The sequence below is a fragment of the Methylobacterium thuringiense genome, assembly GCF_022179645.1.
Classification (GTDB): Bacteria; Pseudomonadota; Alphaproteobacteria; order Rhizobiales; family Beijerinckiaceae; genus Methylobacterium; species Methylobacterium thuringiense.
Genome location: NZ_BPRA01000003.1, coordinates 33078 through 47862, shown reverse-complemented (window position 1 = coordinate 47862; position 14785 = coordinate 33078). Strand labels below are relative to the sequence as shown.

The following is a 14785-nucleotide window of genomic DNA, read 5'->3' as shown; positions in this document are numbered from 1 at the left end:
CAGTTTCAGGTCTCGACGAGACCGCTGCTCGATCCGGAGGCCTCGGAATGTCCGCCGCCATGCGGAAGTCCGAGGTATTCGTTCGACCGCATCTCGATCAGCCGCGAAACGGTACGCTCGAACTCGAAGGCCTCGCGGCCTTCCGTGCCGGTGTAGAGGTCCGGCGCCTCCGCCGCGGCCGAGGCGATCAGCTTCACGTGGGCGTCGTAGAGCGTGTCGACCAGCGTGATGAAGCGCTTGGCCTCATTCCGGGTCTCGGGACTCATCACCGGAATGTCCGAGACGACCAGCGTGTGGAACGTGTTGGCCAGCGCCATGTAGTCGGAGGCCCCGAGCGGCCGCGCGCAGAGATCCTCGAACGAGAACCGTGCCACGCCGCCCGCCTCTTCCGGCACCGGGACCTCGCGCCCCTTCACGCGTACGGAGCCGGGCTTGCCCTTGGCCTTGCCGGTGAGCGCCTTGAAGGCCTCGTCGAGCGCCGCGTTCGCGCTCCCCTCCCCGGTCAGGTGGTAGACCGAGCTGCCGCCGAGTTTCTCCAGCCGGAAATCCGTGCGGGAATCGAGGCGCAGCACGGCGACGCGCTCCTGCAATTCGGCGATGAAGGGCAGGAACAGCGCGCGGTTGAGACCGCCCTCGTAGAGCCGGTCGGGCTCCACGTTGGAGGTGGCGACCACCGTGACGCCGCGCTTGAACAGGGCCGCGAACAGCCGGCCGAGCAGCATCGCGTCGGCGATGTCGGTGACGGTGAATTCGTCGAAGCAGAGCAGCGTGGCTTCCGCCGCCAGCGCGTCGGCCACCGGCGGGATCGGGTCGTCGCCCTTGGCCTGACCCGCCTTGACCGCCTGCCGGTGGGCATGGATGCGCTCGTGCGCGTCGGCCATGAAGCCGTGGAAATGGATACGCCGCTTCGGTGCCGGGGCGGCCTCGTGGAACAGGTCCATCAGCATGGTCTTGCCGCGGCCGACCGAGCCCGAGATGTAGAGCCCCTTCACCGGCCCGGCATCGTCGTCCTTGCGGCCGAACAGCCAGCCGAGCGCGCTGCCCTTGCTGGCGCGCTTGCGCCGCCCGAGATCGACCGCCAGCCGGTCGAGGGCTTTCACCAGCTTGATCTGGGCCGGATCGCTCTCGATCGCGCCGGATCGTGTCAGGGCCTCGTAGCGGTCGAAGACCGGACCCGGGGAGACGGCGCCGGCTCGGGCCTGCTCCGAGGGAGACGCCATCGGGCTCACAGTCTGACTCACGACGAAACGCCCCTGCCCCGCGCGGCGCGATCCCATCCCGCCACGGAGGATCCGTAAGGCCGACGGGATCGAGAGCAACCTGTGCCGCGCGGATCCGGCCGGATCAAGCCCGCGATGGTGCGCAGCCCCTATCCGACGCGGACGCCCGTCGCGGCTTCGGGGTCACGGGTCCGGCGGCGCGTTCGCGTTGCCGTCGCTCCGGTCGCGGTAGGCGGCGGCGCGGCCGAGCAGGATCAGGGTGATCGGCGTCGTCACGGTGAGAAACAGGCCGATCAGCAGGTCGCGCAGGACCGGGCGGCCGTCGGCAGCCGAGAAGTAGACGATCGAGGCCGCCAGGATCATGGCCATGCCGAGCGTCGCCCCCAGGGTCGGGGCGTGGACGCGCTCGTAGAAGGTCTTCAGCCGGATCAGGCCGACGGCGCCGACGAGCGAGATGCCGGCACCGGCGAGGGCCAGCGCCGACACCAGCCACGCGGCCCAATCGGGCAGGTCGCCGGGGCTCACCGGATCACCTCGCCGTGGACCAGGAACTTGGCCAGGGCCACGGTCGCCGCGAAGCCGAGCATGCCGATCACGAGCGCGGCCTCGAAATACAGGCCGCTGCCGGTGCGCATGCCGTGCACGACGATCGCCAGCATGCCGTTGAGGTAGAGCGTGTCGAGGCCGAGCACGCGGTCCTGGGCGCGGGGGCCGCGCAGGATGCGCCATGCCGCGATCGCCATCGCCAGCACCAGCATCGCCTGGGCGAGGCCGAGGCCGTAGGCGAGGACGAGGGCAGCGCTCACGAAAAGACCTCCATCAGCGGGCGCTCGTAACGGTCCTTGATCCGGCGGACCCATTCGTCGCCGTCGACGAGGTCGAGCACGTGCAGGAGCAGGTGCCCGGTATGGGAATCGTACTGGATCCAGAGCGTGCCGGGTGTGGCCGTCACGATGATCGAGAGGACCGCGAGGCCGTAGCGGCTGCGCAGGTCGAGGGGAATCGAGACGAAGCCGGCGCGCCGGTCGCCCCGGCGCAGGCCGAGGATGACTTTCGCGACGTCGCGGTTGGAACGCAGCACGTCGTAGAGCACGAGCACGGCGAGCTTCAGGATCGTGCCGGGCGCGCGGACATGGACAGCCTCCGGCTCCAGGGTCCGCATGACGGAGGGTACGACGAGCCCGACGAGCACTGCCGACAGGGCGGTCGCGGGGGTCACCGGCGCGTTCAGGAGCAGCCACGTCACGGCGAGGCCGAGCGAGAGCAGCGGATGGGGCAAGATCCGTCTCATGATGCCCGGCTCATGACGCGCCTCCGCCGAGCACCGCGTGGATATAGTCGGCGGGGGCTGCCAGCCATTCCACCGTCCTGTCGGCATAGGCGAGGCCCGTGCCGGCCCAGAACGTCAGGGCGAGGCAGGCGGCGAGCAGCCCGGCGAGCGCCGCGAATTCCGGGGTGCCGACCACCGGATCTGGATCGTCGCTCGGGACCCAGAAGCCGAGGATGCCGAGCCGCACCAACGGCATCAGCGTACCGAGGCTGGAGGCGGTGAGCACGCCGACGAGCGCCCAGGCGGAAGCGGACATCGCACCGGCGGCGAGCCCCGAGAATATCGCGAGCTTGCCGACGAAACCGGCGAGCGGCGGCAGCCCTGCCAGCATCAGCGTGCAGAGCAGGAAGCCGCCGCCGAGGATCGCCACGGCGGCCGGGACCACGCGGCCGACCTCGCTCTCGCCCGCATCGTCGAACGGATCGGTGTACTCGTCCTCGAATACCGCCTGCGCCGCGGCGGCCGGGTCGCGGCCGCGGCGCAGGATCTCGGCCAGCAGGAACAGCGCACCGGCCGCCAGCGTGGAGCCGACGAGATAGTACAGCGCACCCGCAAGCGCAGGCCCGCTCCCGGTGCCCAGTGCCGCGAGCACAGTGCCTGACGAGATCATCACGGCGTAGGCGGCCGCCCGCGACAGATCCCGGGCACCGAGGATGCCGATGGTGCCGTAGGCGACGGTCGCCAGCCCGGCGGCGAGCAGCCAGGACAGGCCGAATCCGGCGGACGCGCCCGCGCCGAACAGGAGCGACTCCAGCCGCACCACGACGTAGATTCCGACCTTGCTGAGGATGGCGAGGATGGCTGCCGCCGGCGCGCTCGCGGCCGAATAGGTCGGCGGCAGCCAGAAACCGAGGGGCCAGGCGCTGCACTTGATCAGGAAGGCGATGCCGAGCACCGCGCATCCGACCGCGAAGAGCCCGGCTTCGGGACTGGGCGGACCCGAAAGCCGCCGGGCGAGATCGGCCATGTTGAGCGTGCCCATGGTGCCGTAGATCAGGCTGACGCCGATGAGGAAGAACAGCGACGCGATCAGGTTCACGGCGATGTAGGCGAGGCCCGCCTTGATCCGCGCCGCGCCCGAGCCGTGCAGCACGAGGCCGTAGGACGCCGCAAGCATCACCTCGAAGAATACGAACAGGTTGAACAGGTCCCCGGTGAGGAAAGCGCCGTTCACGCCCATCAGCAGCAGCAGGAACAGGGCATGGAAGCGCGGCCCGGCCCGGTCCCAGCGGGCCAGGGAGAACACCAGGGCGCAGAGACCCAGCACGCCCGTCAGCGCCAGCATCATGGCCGAGAGCCGGTCGACGACGAGGACGATACCGTAGGGCGCGGCCCAGTTCCCGAGCCGGTAGACCTGCGGCTGCACGGCCGCGGCCTGCAGCAGGGCGAAGGCCGCCGCCAGAAGCACCGTGACGGTGGCGAGGCTGATCGCCGCCTTGAGGCCGCTGCGGCGCTCGTCCAGCAGCAGCATCGCCCCGGCCGAGGCAATGGGCAGGACCACCGGCAGGACGACGAGGTGGTCGGTCCAATGGGTCATGGGCCGGGCTCGCCTCCGTCGACATGGTCGCTGCCGGTGATGCCGCGGGCGGCGAGCAGGACGACGAGGAACAGGGCGGTCAGCGCGAAGCTGATCACCAGGGCGGTGAGGACCAGCGCCTGCGGCACCGGGTCGGAGACCTGTGCGCCGACGGCGCCGGCATCCAGCACCGGCGGCGCATCGACCCGCAACCGCCCCATCGCGAAGATGAACAGGTTGACCGCGTAGGTCAGCAGCGACAGCCCGAGCACCACCTGGAAGGTCCGCGGCCGCAGCATCAGCCACACGCCCGAGGCGGCGAACACGCCGATGCCGAGGGACAGCACGATCTCCATCAGGCTTGCGTCTCCGCCGCGGCCTCGGTGGACGCTTCGCGCTGGCGGCGCAGGGATTGCCGCGCCAGGGCGACGAGCATCAGCACAGTCGCCCCGACCACCAGCACCACGACGCCGAGATCGAACGCCACCGCGCTGGCGAGCGGGATCTTTCCGAGGATCGGCAGCTCGGCATACTGGAAGGACGCGGTGAGGAACGGGTTGCCGAACAGCCACGGCACGGCGCCGGACAGCACCGCGACGAGCAGCCCGACCCCAATCCACGCGATCGGCCGGATGCGCAGGCGCTCCTCGACCCATTCGGCCCCGCAGGCCATGTATTGCAGGACGAAGGCGATCGAGAGCGCGATGCCCGCCGCGAAGCCGCCGCCCGGAAGGTCGTGCCCGCGCAGGAACAGGTGCAGCGCGAGCACGACGACGAAGGGAAACAGCCAGGTCATCACCACGCCGGGAATCAGCATGGTATCGGCGGCGGTGTCTCCGACCTCGCGGTGTTCGTGGGCGTGGTCGGCGGCCTCCTGACGGAGCTGCTGCTTCGGCCGTTCCAGGCTGTCGGCGGCCGGACGGAACCGGCGCAGCAATGCGAATACCGTCAGGCCGACCACGCCGAGGACCGAGATCTCGCCGAGCGTGTCGAAGGCGCGGAAATCGACCAGCAGGACGTTGACGACGTTGCGCCCGCCGGCCTGGGGATAGGCCTCGTCGACGAACCAGCGGGCGATGCCCTCGGGCGCCGGGCGGGTCATCACGGCGTAGGCGAGGCCCGCGAGCCCCGCGCCGAAGGCCGTCGCGATGCCGAAATCGGTGATCCGGCGGCGACGCGCCCGCGCCTTCTCGGCGGCGGGGGCCGGAATTTCCTGCTTGCGCTTGGGCAGCCAGCGCAAGCCGAGCAGCAGTAGAACGCCGGTGACGACCTCGACGAGAAGCTGCGTCATCGCGAGGTCGGGTGCCGACAGCCAGACGAAGGTGAGGCTGCCGACGAGGCCTGCCCCGCTCGTGAGCATGACCGCCGAGAGGCGATGATACTTGGCGCGCCGCGCCGCCCCCACGGCACAGGCCGCGCCGACGAACCAGAGCAGCGCGAAGACCGGATCGATGCCGGCGAGAGGCGCCGGCGAGAGCGTCGCGCCGGGCATCGCGAAAAACCCGGCGCCGAACGCGGCCGCGACGGACGCCGCCAGCGCGACGAGGAACAGGGCGCGCAGCTGCCCCTGCAGGCGCGTCGCGCCGAGGACGACTTCGATACGGCGCGCGCCGTGCACGAGGCCGCTCATGCCGCGCTCGAACAGCCAGCCGCCGTCGAGCCGGTCCATCAGCCAGGGGCCGCCGCGCGGATTCGAATTGATGCGCCTGCCGAATGAGACGTAGAGCGCTACGCCTCCGGCCAGCGCCCCGACGCTCATCGCCAGGGGCGCGTTGACGCCGTGCCAGATCGCGAGGTCGTAGGCGGGCGCGGCATCGCCGAACACGGCGCGCACGGCGCTCTCCAGGGCCGGGCCGATGGTGAGGTTCGGGACGAGCCCGATGGCGACGCAGGCGAAGACCAGCAGCTCGATCGGCAGGCGCATGTAGCGCGGCGGCTCGTGCGGCGCCTTCGGCAGGTCGTGCGGCGGGGGCCCGAAGAAGGCCTGCCGGATGAAGCGCAGCGAGTAGAGCACGGTGAAAGCCGAGGCCAGCGTCGCCAGCACCGGCAGGGCGAGGTGCAGCGGGTGTTCGCCCAGGTTGTCGACGGCCTCCGACAGGAACATCTCCTTGGAAAGGAAGCCGTTCAGCAGGGGCACGCCGGCCATCGCGGCCGCCGCGACCATGGCGAGCGTCGCGGTATACGGCATCGCCCGCCACAACCCGCTGAGGCGGCGCATGTCGCGGGTGCCGGTCTCGTGGTCGATGATGCCGGCGGCCATGAACAGCGACGCCTTGAAGGTCGCGTGGTTCACGGTGTGGAAGATCGCGGCCACCACGGCGAGCGGCGAATCGAGCCCGAGCAGCAGCGTGATCAGCCCGAGATGGCTGATGGTGGAATAGGCCAGCAGGCCTTTCAGGTCGTGCTGGAAGATCGCGCTCCAGGCGCCGACCAGCATCGTCGCCATGCCGGCGCTGCCGACGATCCAGTACCAGGCGTCGGTGCCCGACAGCACCGGCCAGAGGCGGATCATCAGGAAGATGCCGGCCTTCACCATGGTGGCCGAGTGCAGGTAGGCGCTGATCGGCGTCGGCGCGGCCATGGCGCGGGGCAGCCAGACGTGGAACGGGAACTGCGCCGACTTGGTCAGCGCGGCCATCAGGATCAGCAGCACGGCCGGCAGGTAGAGCGGGCTCGACCGGATCGCGTCGCCGGAGGCGAGAACCACGGCGAGATCGTAGCTGCCGACGATGCGGCCGAGGATCACCGTGCCGGCGAGCAGGCACAGCCCGCCGAGCGCCGTGATGGTCAGCGCCATGCGCGCGCCGTCGCGGGCCGAAGGGTTGTCGTACCAGTAGCCGATCAGGAGGAACGAGAAGACGCTCGTGAGCTCCCAGAACACCACGAGCTGGATCAGGTTGCCGGACAGGACGATGCCGAGCATCGCGCCGACGAAGCTGAGGAAGAACGCGAACAGCCGTGGCACCGGATCGTCGGGCGCCATGTAGTAGCGGGCGTAGAGCACCACGAGTGCGCCGATCGCGAGCACCAGCACCGCGAACAGCCAGGACAGCCCGTCGAGCCGGAAGACGAAGGCCACGCCGAGCGTGGGCAGCCAGTCGATGCGCTGCACCACGGTGCCGCCCCCGGCGACCTGCGGATAGAGCGCCGCGATGCAGCCGAGGCTCGCCAGGGTGACGACACCGGCCAGGAGGGCGGCGGTGGTGCGCGCGTTCCGCGGCAGGACGGCCGCGACGGCGCTGCCGAAGAAGGGCAGGAGCGCAGCGGCAGCGAGAAGGAACTCGGCGGACATCAAGGGCGGCAAGGCTCGGAGCCGGCGATCATACGCGTCCTGTGCACGCGTTTTCGGCGTTTGTCGCGCCCGCTGCCCCGATGCGGGCGCACGGGTCGGTTGATGCGGGACCATCGGGGGACGGAAAGACGCAATCCTCGCGCGTCGTGACGTCGGAGACCAAAAAACGCAACCGGACCGTCACGGTGCGCCGAGCGCGGCGACCACCTCCGCCATCAGCGGCCGGTCCTTCGGGTCGGGTTGGGTACAGGCCCGCGCCAGCGTGCCGATGTCATCACGCCCGGCCTCGCAGCGCGCCAGAAGCTCGCCGAGCAGCAGGCCCCAGGCCTTCACCTCGATCCGCTGCAGCGCTTCGCCGGCAGGGCCCGGCGGCAGCATCGAGGCGGCGCCGAAATCGCTCAGCACCGCCGCCCCGGCCGTGCCGTCCCATAGCAGGTTGTGGGCGTAGAGGTCGCCGTGAAGCAGGCCGCGTTCATGGAGATGCGCCGCGGCCGACGCCGTGGCATGGGCGATCCGAAGTGCCACGCCCGGATCGAGCCGCAACGCCGGATCGTAGACATCGCGGCTGCACGACGAAAGGCTCGGCGGGCCGGCGAGGACGCGCCAGTGCGACGGCAGCAGGCGCAGCGCCAGCCCCTCCATCCCATCGGGATGGCCGACGAGCCGGCCGAGGCCGCCAGTCAGGTTCGGATGGTCGCCGGCCGCGAGGCAGGCCGCCATCTCGCGCTCGGGCAGGCCGTCGCTGGTCATCGCACCCTTGAACAGCTTGAGCGCCACCGGCCGCGCCTCGCCCCCGCCCCGCCAGAGCGCGCGATGGATGACGCCCGACGCGCCCTCCCCCAAGCGCTCGCCGAGGTCGAGATCGGCCCACGGCACCAGCGCAATGTCCTGGGGCGGAACCTCTCCTTCGAGCGGATTTCCGGCGAAGGACAGCCAGGCGAGGCTAGGCAGCGCCGTCAGCCAGGGCGGCAGCCCCGCGAAGCGGTTGGCGGACAGGCGGATCAGTTCGAGATTCTCGGCGTTTGCGAGGCTCCCCGGCAGGTCCCGCAGCCGGTTGCCGGCCAGCAGCAGTTTCTGGAGATGCGGACGCTCGCCGAGTGCGTTCGGCAGCCGCTCGATGCGGTTATCCGTGAGCGTCAGCCAGCGCAGGCGCGGCGGCAGCGCCTCGCCCGGCACCTCGCGCGTCCCGGTGCCGCGCATGCCGATCTGGCTGAGCGCCGCGCAGTCGCCGAGGGCCGGCGGCATCCGATCGAAGCGGTTGCCGGAACAGAACAGTACGCGGAGGTTCCGCAGCCGGCCGATGTCGTCGGGCAACCTGGTGAGGGTGCCGCCGCTGAGGTCAAGCACCTCCAGGCTGTCCGCCAGCCCGAAGATCTCCTGAGGGAATTCATCGAGGCAGCCGGGCAAGCGCAGTTCCCGCACTCCGGCGAGATCGCCGCGGCGGAGTGCGGTCAGCGTGTCGGTCGATGAGAGACGCATCGTGCCGCAGCCGCTCACGCCAGCGGGCGCCGCCGCGACATCGGGTTGCGGTCGGCCTCGGCCTCGCCGTGGCTCGCCGCCTCGTAGGCGGTGACGATGCGGCGGACGAGGTCGTGCCGCACCACGTCGACGTCGCGGAAGCGGACGCGGCCGATGCCCTCGACGCCGTCCAGGATACTCACCGCCTCGACGAGGCCGGATTTTTGGCCCGGCGGCAGGTCGATCTGGCTCGGATCGCCGGTGATGATCATGCGCGAGTTCTCGCCCAACCGGGTGAGAAACATCTTCATCTGCATGGAGGTGGTGTTTTGAGCTTCGTCGAGCAGCACGACGGCGTTGGTGAGCGTGCGCCCGCGCATGAAGGCGAGCGGCGCGATCTCGATCACGCCGGTCTGCAGGCCGCGATCGACGTGGCGGGCCTCCATGAAGTCGTAGAGCGCGTCGTAGATCGGGCGCAGATACGGATCGACCTTTTCGCGCATGTCGCCCGGTAGGAAGCCGAGGCGCTCGCCGGCTTCCACCGCCGGGCGCGACAGAATCAGCCGCTCGGCGTGGCCCTGCTCCAATAGCGAGACCGCATGGCCCACGGCGAGCCAGGTCTTTCCGGTGCCGGCCGGGCCCTCGGCGAAGACGAGTTCGTTCGAGCGCAGCAGCTTGATATACTCGCTCTGCGCCGCGTTGCGGGCGCGCACGGCCCCACGGCGGCGGGTGGCGATCTGTTCGAAATGCTCGCGTTCCGGCTCGGCGGCGACCTCGGCCGAGGGAAACAGGTTGCCCTGGACCGTAACCTCCTGGATCACCCCGTCGACGTCGCCGAGCGTCAGGGCCGTACCGCCCTTGGCGACGCGGCCGTAGAGCCGTTCGAACACCCGACGGGCCTTCTCGGCGGCATCCGGCGGCCCCTTCAGGACGAGGTGGTTGCCGAGCGCGGTCGCCGTGACCTCGAGCCGGCGCTCGATGTGGGCGACGTTCTGGTCGTATTGGCCGAAGACCAGGCTCGCGAGCCGGTTGTCCTCGAAGGTCAGCGAAACCTCCACCGTTTCGGCGAGGCCGCTGCGGGCGGCCGATCCCCGGGCCTTCAGCCCACGCCCGGCGTCAGTCGGCACGCGATCGATCCTTCAAGCGCTCGTCCTCATGCAGTGGTCACGCGGCGGCCGCCGCATCGGTTTCCAACGCGCCGAACAGGCTGTTGGAGCCGCAACGCACGATCCGCACGCTCTGCAGCGTGCCGATGGTAGAGGTGGGAGCGTCGAACTGCACCATCAGCAGGTGCGGCGTCTTGCCGGCGACCTGACCCGGATGCCGGCCGGCCTTCTCCACCAGCACCTCGACGGTGCTGCCGACGGTCGCGGCGTTGAAGGCGTGGCGCTGCGCGTCGAGGAGGGCCTGAAGCCGTGACAGGCGCTCGCTCATCACGCTCTCGGGCACGGCGTCCGTACGATCGGCGGCCGGCGTGCCGGGGCGGGGGCTGTACTTGAAGGAGAAGGCGCTGGCGAAGGTGAGGTCGGCGACGAGCCGCATCGTCTCCTCGAACTCGGCATCGGTCTCGCCGGGGAAGCCGACAATGAAGTCCGAGGACAGGGCGATGTCGGGCCGCACGGTGCGCACGCGTTCGATGATGCGGCGGTAGTCGTCGGCGGTGTGCTTGCGGTTCATCGCCTGCAGCACACGAGTCGAGCCCGACTGCACGGGCAGGTGCAGGTAGGGCATCACCAGCGGGTTGTCGCCATGGGCGGCGATGAGGTCGTCGCCCATGTCGTTGGGGTGGCTCGTCATGTAGCGCAGGCGCTTGAGGCCCGGCAGGTCGGCGAGCGCGCGCATCAGCCCGGCGAGCGTCGCGGTGGCACCGCCGACCCCCTCGCCGTGATAGGCGTTCACGTTCTGGCCGATCAGGGTGATTTCGCGCACGCCCCCGGCGACCAGCGCCTCGGCCTCGGCCCGGATCGCCGCGACCGAGCGCGAGACCTCGGCGCCGCGGGTGTAGGGCACCACGCAGAAGGCGCAGAACTTGTCGCAGCCTTCCTGGATGGTGAGAAAGCCGGTGACGCCGCGGGTACGGCGGGCCGGCAACCGCGAAAACTTGTCCTCGATCGGGAATTCGGTGTCGACGACGCGGCGGCGATGCGACTCGGCGAGGAGTTCCGGCAGGCGGTGGTAGCTCTGCGGCCCGACCACCACGTCGACGGCCGGGGTGCGCGCCAGGATCTCGCGCCCTTCCGCCTGCGCAACGCAGCCCGCCACGACGATCCGGGTATCTTGGCCCCGCTCGGCCCGCTCGGCCTTGAGCACGCGGAGCCGCCCGACCTCGGAAAACACCTTGTCGGCGGCCTTCTCGCGGATGTGGCAGGTGTTGAGGACGACGACGTCCGCCTCCTCGACCACCTCCGTCGCGGCATAGCCCTCGGCCGCGAGCAGGTCCGCCATGCGGCCCGCATCGTAGGCGTTCATCTGGCAGCCGTAGGATTTGACGAAGGCTTTCTTCAACGTGTCCTGCTTCAGCGCGTCTTGGCCGTGTGGCATTGTTTCAACCGTTCGGCCCGCGCCGACGGTCGCTCGATCAGGCAGCCGCCTTAGCATGCTTTCACGCGCGCGTCGCCGAGGGGAAACGGAGGAGACCGGCATTCCCGACCTGACCACGGACCCGGGCTTTTTCGAGCTCCTGACCGGCAGCCATCGCCGTCTCGTCGGCCGGCCGCTACTTCCGGACGGGGCGGATGCGGACTGGGCTTACCGGCTGGCGCCCTTCGCGCTCCTCGCGCACGACACCGCCCCCGACCCGTGCTTCGTCTATGCCAACCGCATGGCACAGGAGAACTTCGGCTATTCCCGCGACGAACTGATCGGCATGCCCTCGCGGCTCTCGGCGGAAGCGCCCGACCGGGCCGAGCGCGACCGGCTGCTCGCGGCCGTCGCCCGCAATGGCTGCGTCGCCGGCTATTCCGGAATCCGCATCGCGAAGTCGGGCCGGCGCTTCCCGATCGTAGATGTCGTGGTCTGGCAGTTGATCGACGCGGACGGCGTAACGCACGGACAGGCGGCGACGTACCGGCTGCCGCCGGGCGGTTGAAGCGTTCAGACAGCCGCGACCCCCGGGGCCGACACGTCGGCGCCCTCGCGGCCGCTCTCGCGCTCGGCGGCCTCCGCCATGCGTGCACCGTTCCCCGCCGTCGGCCTCCCGGCAATCGCATGCCGCAGCGATTGCCGCACGGCGGCTTCGGCCTGGGCGGTGGCGGCCTTGCGATCGGTGCCGGGCTCGAAGGCGATCGGCGCGCCCCACACCACCTGCAGGTCGATCGGGCCGCGCCGCGCGAACAGGTCGAGATGGGGCGCGAGCTCCATGTCGCCGTACCAGGCGACCTCCGGGCGCTCGATGCGCGTCAGCGGCAGGCCGGCGCGGCCGGTATAGGCCAGGGCCAGGGGCTGCAGGCGGATGCGGGCAAGGCCTCCGGTTCCCTCCGCGAGCGCCTCGCGGGCGGCGCCGACGAGGGAGGAGCGGAACGGCAGCAGGCGCAGGCCGTCGCCGGTGGTGCCCTCCGCGAACAGCACGACGAGCTCGCCGGCGGAGAGGCGTTCGCCGATCATGGAGTTGACGGTGGCCGTGGCGCCGCGGCGGGCGCGGTCGATGAAGACCGTGCGCTGGAGCCGCGCGAAGGTTCCGATCACCGGCCAGCCGGCGATCTCGGATTTCGCCACGAAGGAGAGCGGACGCAGGGAGCCAAGCACGACGATATCGAGCCAGGATACGTGGTTGGAGAGCACCAGCGCCGGCTCGCCGACCTCCGGCGGGGTGCCGCTCTGCGTGACGCGGACCGAGAACAGCCACAGGAAAAGACGGTGCAGCAGCATCGGCAGGCGGCCGGCGAGACGGCCGCGGCCGTAGCGCAGGCTCAGCACGTGCGGCCCGACGATCGCCGCGAAGAACAGCGCGTAGACGACGAGCCGCGCGATGAACACGATGCGCGTCATGGCGCTCAGATCGCGGTGCGCCCGCTCACGCCAGCGTCGCGCGCATGGTGAGCGCCGTGGCGCGGCTACCGTCGGGGCGGGCGTAGTAGCCGGTGCGCTCGCCGGTCTTGGCGAAGCCGTGGCGGGTGTAGAGCTTCAGCGCCGGGGCGTTGCCCTCGTCGACCTCGAGATGGACGTTGCGCACGCCGGCGAAGCTCAGCGCCGTCAGATGCTCGCGCAGCAGGCGATGACTGTGGCCGCCGCCGCGGATCGCGGGCGACAGCACGATGGTCAGGATTTCGGCCTCGTCCTCGACCTTGCGCGAGAGCGCGAAGCCGTGGACGCCGTTGCCGCGCCAGAGCGCATGCGCCTCGGTGGAGCGTTCGCAGAGCATGCGCTCGAATTCGTGTGCGTCCCAGGGCCGGGCGAAGGCGGTGGCGTGGAGGCGCGAGAGCGTGGCCGCCTGGGCGGGATCGCGCAGGGGCGCGACGTAGGGCGTCGGGCCCCAGGCGTCCCACCAGGCGGACCACCAGTCGAGGGCCCAGAAGGGCGACAGGGCGCGCGTCATCGCAGGGCGATCCTCGCATGATCCTGGGGCTGGGCGTCGACGCCACGCAGGTAGAGCGGGCGCGGCAATGCCTGTTCGGGATCGGCCACCAGCCCGAGTTGGGCGACCCAGCCGATCTGCGGCGGGCCGGTCTCGGCGACACGGACGGCGATGCCGCGGGCCTTGGCTACGGCCGCGAGCGCCGGTGCGCCGGATCCGACGAGGGTGACGCCCTCCGAGAGGTCCTCCGCCGAGATGCGATCCACCGCCTGCTCGATCGCGAGGCGGGACGGCGCCACCGCGACGCCCGCGCCGCTGATCGCCTGAAGATAGACGGCGCCGTGGCGCGCATCGATCGCGGCGATCACGAGCCCGTCGGCATTGAGCGCGAGTTGCGGCGCGAGCAGCGCCGACAGGGTCGTGACTCCGACGACGGGGATCTTGGCGGCGAGACCGATGGCGCGGGCGGCGGAAAGGCCGACGCGCAGGCCGGTATAGCTGCCGGGGCCAACGGTGACGGCCACGCGGTCGAGGCTCTCGAAGCCGCCGTCGATCTGCGCCATCACCCGCTCGATCAGCGGCAGCAGCGCCTCGGCATGCCCGCGGGCGAGCGTCATCGTCTCCACGCCGAGAAGCTCCTCGCTCTCGTCGTTGGCAACGCAGGCGCTGCAGGCGTCGAGCGCCGTATCGATGGCCAGGATGCGCACCGTGTCTCCGTTCCGGACCGGCGGTGCTCGCGTTCACCGCCCGTAGCGATCACGTTTAAGACACAAACGGCCGCCCCGTCAGTGCGGGGCGGCCGATGAAGCGTGATTTGTCGGGGCAGTGTTGCCCGACTGCCCGAAAAAAATCAGATCGCCTGGACTTCGCGCACACTCGGCAGGAAGTGGCGGAACAGGTTCTGCACGCCCTGGCGCAGGGTCGCGGTGGAGGACGGGCAGCCGGAACAGGCGCCCTTCATCTCGAGGTAGACCACGCCTTCCTTGTAGCCGCGGAAGGTGATGTCGCCGCCGTCGCTGGCCACGGCCGGGCGCACGCGGGTCTCGAGCAGGTCCTTGATGGTGACGACGGTGTCGTGGTCGGCCTCGTCGTAGAACTCCTCCTCGGAGGTCTCGCTGAGCACCGTGCCCTCGGCCATGACCGGCGCGCCGGACTGGAAATGCTCCATGATCGCGCCGAGCACGGCGGGCTTCACCTGCGGCCACTCGCTCTCGCCCTCGGCCTTGGTCACCGAGATGAAATCATGCCCGAAATAGACGCCGGAGACGCCGGGCACGGCAAACAGCGTGGTCGCAAGCGGCGAGCGCGCGGCGCTCCCGGCATCCTTCGCTTCGAAGGTCGATTCGGACAGCACGACGCGGCCGGGCAGGAACTTGAGGGTGGCCGGATTGGGGGTGGCTTCGGTCTGGATGAACATGGCTCTGCGAAATCCTCGTCCGCTGGCGCCGGTTCAAGG

At 70.6% G+C, this 14785-nt stretch carries 15 protein-coding genes; 1 reads left to right on the top strand and 14 read right to left on the bottom strand.

The features are described from left to right. Positions 1-5 precede the first annotated feature (5 nt). From zapE to miaB, 10 genes are all read right to left on the bottom strand, one after another. Positions 6-1220 (bottom strand): cell division protein ZapE, encoded by a 1215-nt coding sequence (zapE, locus tag MFF07_RS03600; RefSeq protein ID WP_147813474.1) that lies wholly within the window; start codon positions 1218-1220, stop codon positions 6-8. Positions 1221-1403: 183 nt separating this feature from the next. Further along, the gene (mnhG, locus tag MFF07_RS03595) at positions 1404-1745 is read right to left on the bottom strand and encodes a monovalent cation/H(+) antiporter subunit G (protein WP_147813472.1); all 342 of its coding nucleotides are present in this window, start codon (positions 1743-1745) and stop codon (positions 1404-1406) included. Beyond that, positions 1742-2026, bottom strand: coding sequence for a K+/H+ antiporter subunit F (locus tag MFF07_RS03590; RefSeq protein WP_147813470.1), 285 nt, complete (start codon positions 2024-2026; stop codon positions 1742-1744). The genes mnhG and MFF07_RS03590 overlap by 4 nt, the downstream gene beginning before the upstream one ends. Then, entirely contained in the window at positions 2023-2511 is a 489-nt protein-coding gene (locus MFF07_RS03585; RefSeq protein WP_147813468.1) for a Na+/H+ antiporter subunit E, read from the bottom strand. Before MFF07_RS03585 ends, MFF07_RS03590 begins: the two co-directional genes overlap by 4 nt. A gap of 10 nt (positions 2512-2521) precedes the next feature. Continuing rightward, positions 2522-4087 carry a monovalent cation/H+ antiporter subunit D gene (locus MFF07_RS03580; RefSeq protein ID WP_147813466.1) on the bottom strand — a complete coding sequence of 522 codons (1566 nt, stop codon included), beginning with the start codon at positions 4085-4087 and terminating at the stop codon, positions 2522-2524. Next, positions 4084-4422, bottom strand: a complete 339-nt coding sequence (locus MFF07_RS03575) for a Na+/H+ antiporter subunit C (protein ID WP_147813464.1) — start codon at positions 4420-4422, stop codon at positions 4084-4086. Before MFF07_RS03575 ends, MFF07_RS03580 begins: the two co-directional genes overlap by 4 nt. Next, positions 4422-7358 (bottom strand): monovalent cation/H+ antiporter subunit A, encoded by a 2937-nt coding sequence (locus tag MFF07_RS03570; RefSeq protein WP_238230713.1) that lies wholly within the window; start codon positions 7356-7358, stop codon positions 4422-4424. Before MFF07_RS03570 ends, MFF07_RS03575 begins: the two co-directional genes overlap by 1 nt. A gap of 180 nt (positions 7359-7538) precedes the next feature. Beyond that, positions 7539-8837 (bottom strand): leucine-rich repeat-containing protein kinase family protein, encoded by a 1299-nt coding sequence (locus MFF07_RS03565; protein ID WP_147813460.1) that lies wholly within the window; start codon positions 8835-8837, stop codon positions 7539-7541. A 14-nt stretch (positions 8838-8851) separates the two neighbouring features. After that, positions 8852-9919 carry a PhoH family protein gene (locus tag MFF07_RS03560; protein ID WP_187272397.1) on the bottom strand — a complete coding sequence of 356 codons (1068 nt, stop codon included), beginning with the start codon at positions 9917-9919 and terminating at the stop codon, positions 8852-8854. Between the two features lie 61 nt (positions 9920-9980). Further along, a complete protein-coding gene (gene miaB, locus MFF07_RS03555) occupies positions 9981-11321 on the bottom strand; it encodes a tRNA (N6-isopentenyl adenosine(37)-C2)-methylthiotransferase MiaB (RefSeq protein ID WP_147813710.1) in 1341 nt (446 codons plus the stop codon). A gap of 91 nt (positions 11322-11412) precedes the next feature. Here miaB and MFF07_RS03550 point away from each other — a divergent pair, with 91 nt between their 5' ends. Next, a complete protein-coding gene (locus tag MFF07_RS03550; protein ID WP_147813456.1) occupies positions 11413-11904 on the top strand; it encodes an MEKHLA domain-containing protein in 492 nt (163 codons plus the stop codon). A 5-nt stretch (positions 11905-11909) separates the two neighbouring features. Here the strand turns inward: MFF07_RS03550 and MFF07_RS03545 are convergent, their stop codons facing one another. From MFF07_RS03545 to MFF07_RS03530, 4 genes are all read right to left on the bottom strand, one after another. Next, positions 11910-12803, bottom strand: a complete 894-nt coding sequence (locus MFF07_RS03545; protein WP_147813454.1) for a lysophospholipid acyltransferase family protein — start codon at positions 12801-12803, stop codon at positions 11910-11912. A gap of 25 nt (positions 12804-12828) precedes the next feature. Next, positions 12829-13350 carry a GNAT family N-acetyltransferase gene (locus MFF07_RS03540; RefSeq protein ID WP_147813452.1) on the bottom strand — a complete coding sequence of 174 codons (522 nt, stop codon included), beginning with the start codon at positions 13348-13350 and terminating at the stop codon, positions 12829-12831. After that, complete coding sequence (gene tsaB, locus MFF07_RS03535) at positions 13347-14036, bottom strand: tRNA (adenosine(37)-N6)-threonylcarbamoyltransferase complex dimerization subunit type 1 TsaB (RefSeq protein ID WP_147813450.1); 690 nt, start codon at positions 14034-14036, stop codon at positions 13347-13349. The genes MFF07_RS03540 and tsaB overlap by 4 nt, the downstream gene beginning before the upstream one ends. Before the next feature lie 143 nt (positions 14037-14179). Then, entirely contained in the window at positions 14180-14746 is a 567-nt protein-coding gene (locus MFF07_RS03530) for a NifU family protein (RefSeq protein WP_147813448.1), read from the bottom strand. Between the last annotated feature and the right edge of the window lie 39 nt (positions 14747-14785).

What these genes read in the sequence shown, in the direction of transcription:
- MFF07_RS03545 (WP_147813454.1), bottom strand. Translation starts at nt 12,803, where the DNA reads ATGACGCGCATCGTGTTCATCGCGCGGCTCGTCGTCTACGCGCTGTTC.
- MFF07_RS03550 (WP_147813456.1), top strand. Translation starts at nt 11,413, where the DNA reads ATGCTTTCACGCGCGCGTCGCCGAGGGGAAACGGAGGAGACCGGCATT.
- MFF07_RS03575 (WP_147813464.1), bottom strand. Translation starts at nt 4,422, where the DNA reads ATGGAGATCGTGCTGTCCCTCGGCATCGGCGTGTTCGCCGCCTCGGGC.
- MFF07_RS03540 (WP_147813452.1), bottom strand. Translation starts at nt 13,350, where the DNA reads ATGACGCGCGCCCTGTCGCCCTTCTGGGCCCTCGACTGGTGGTCCGCC.
- MFF07_RS03530 (WP_147813448.1), bottom strand. Translation starts at nt 14,746, where the DNA reads ATGTTCATCCAGACCGAAGCCACCCCCAATCCGGCCACCCTCAAGTTC.
- MFF07_RS03570 (WP_238230713.1), bottom strand. Translation starts at nt 7,358, where the DNA reads ATGTCCGCCGAGTTCCTTCTCGCTGCCGCTGCGCTCCTGCCCTTCTTC.
- MFF07_RS03585 (WP_147813468.1), bottom strand. Translation starts at nt 2,511, where the DNA reads ATGAGACGGATCTTGCCCCATCCGCTGCTCTCGCTCGGCCTCGCCGTG.
- zapE (WP_147813474.1), bottom strand. Translation starts at nt 1,220, where the DNA reads ATGGCGTCTCCCTCGGAGCAGGCCCGAGCCGGCGCCGTCTCCCCGGGT.
- MFF07_RS03580 (WP_147813466.1), bottom strand. Translation starts at nt 4,087, where the DNA reads ATGACCCATTGGACCGACCACCTCGTCGTCCTGCCGGTGGTCCTGCCC.
- MFF07_RS03565 (WP_147813460.1), bottom strand. Translation starts at nt 8,837, where the DNA reads ATGCGTCTCTCATCGACCGACACGCTGACCGCACTCCGCCGCGGCGAT.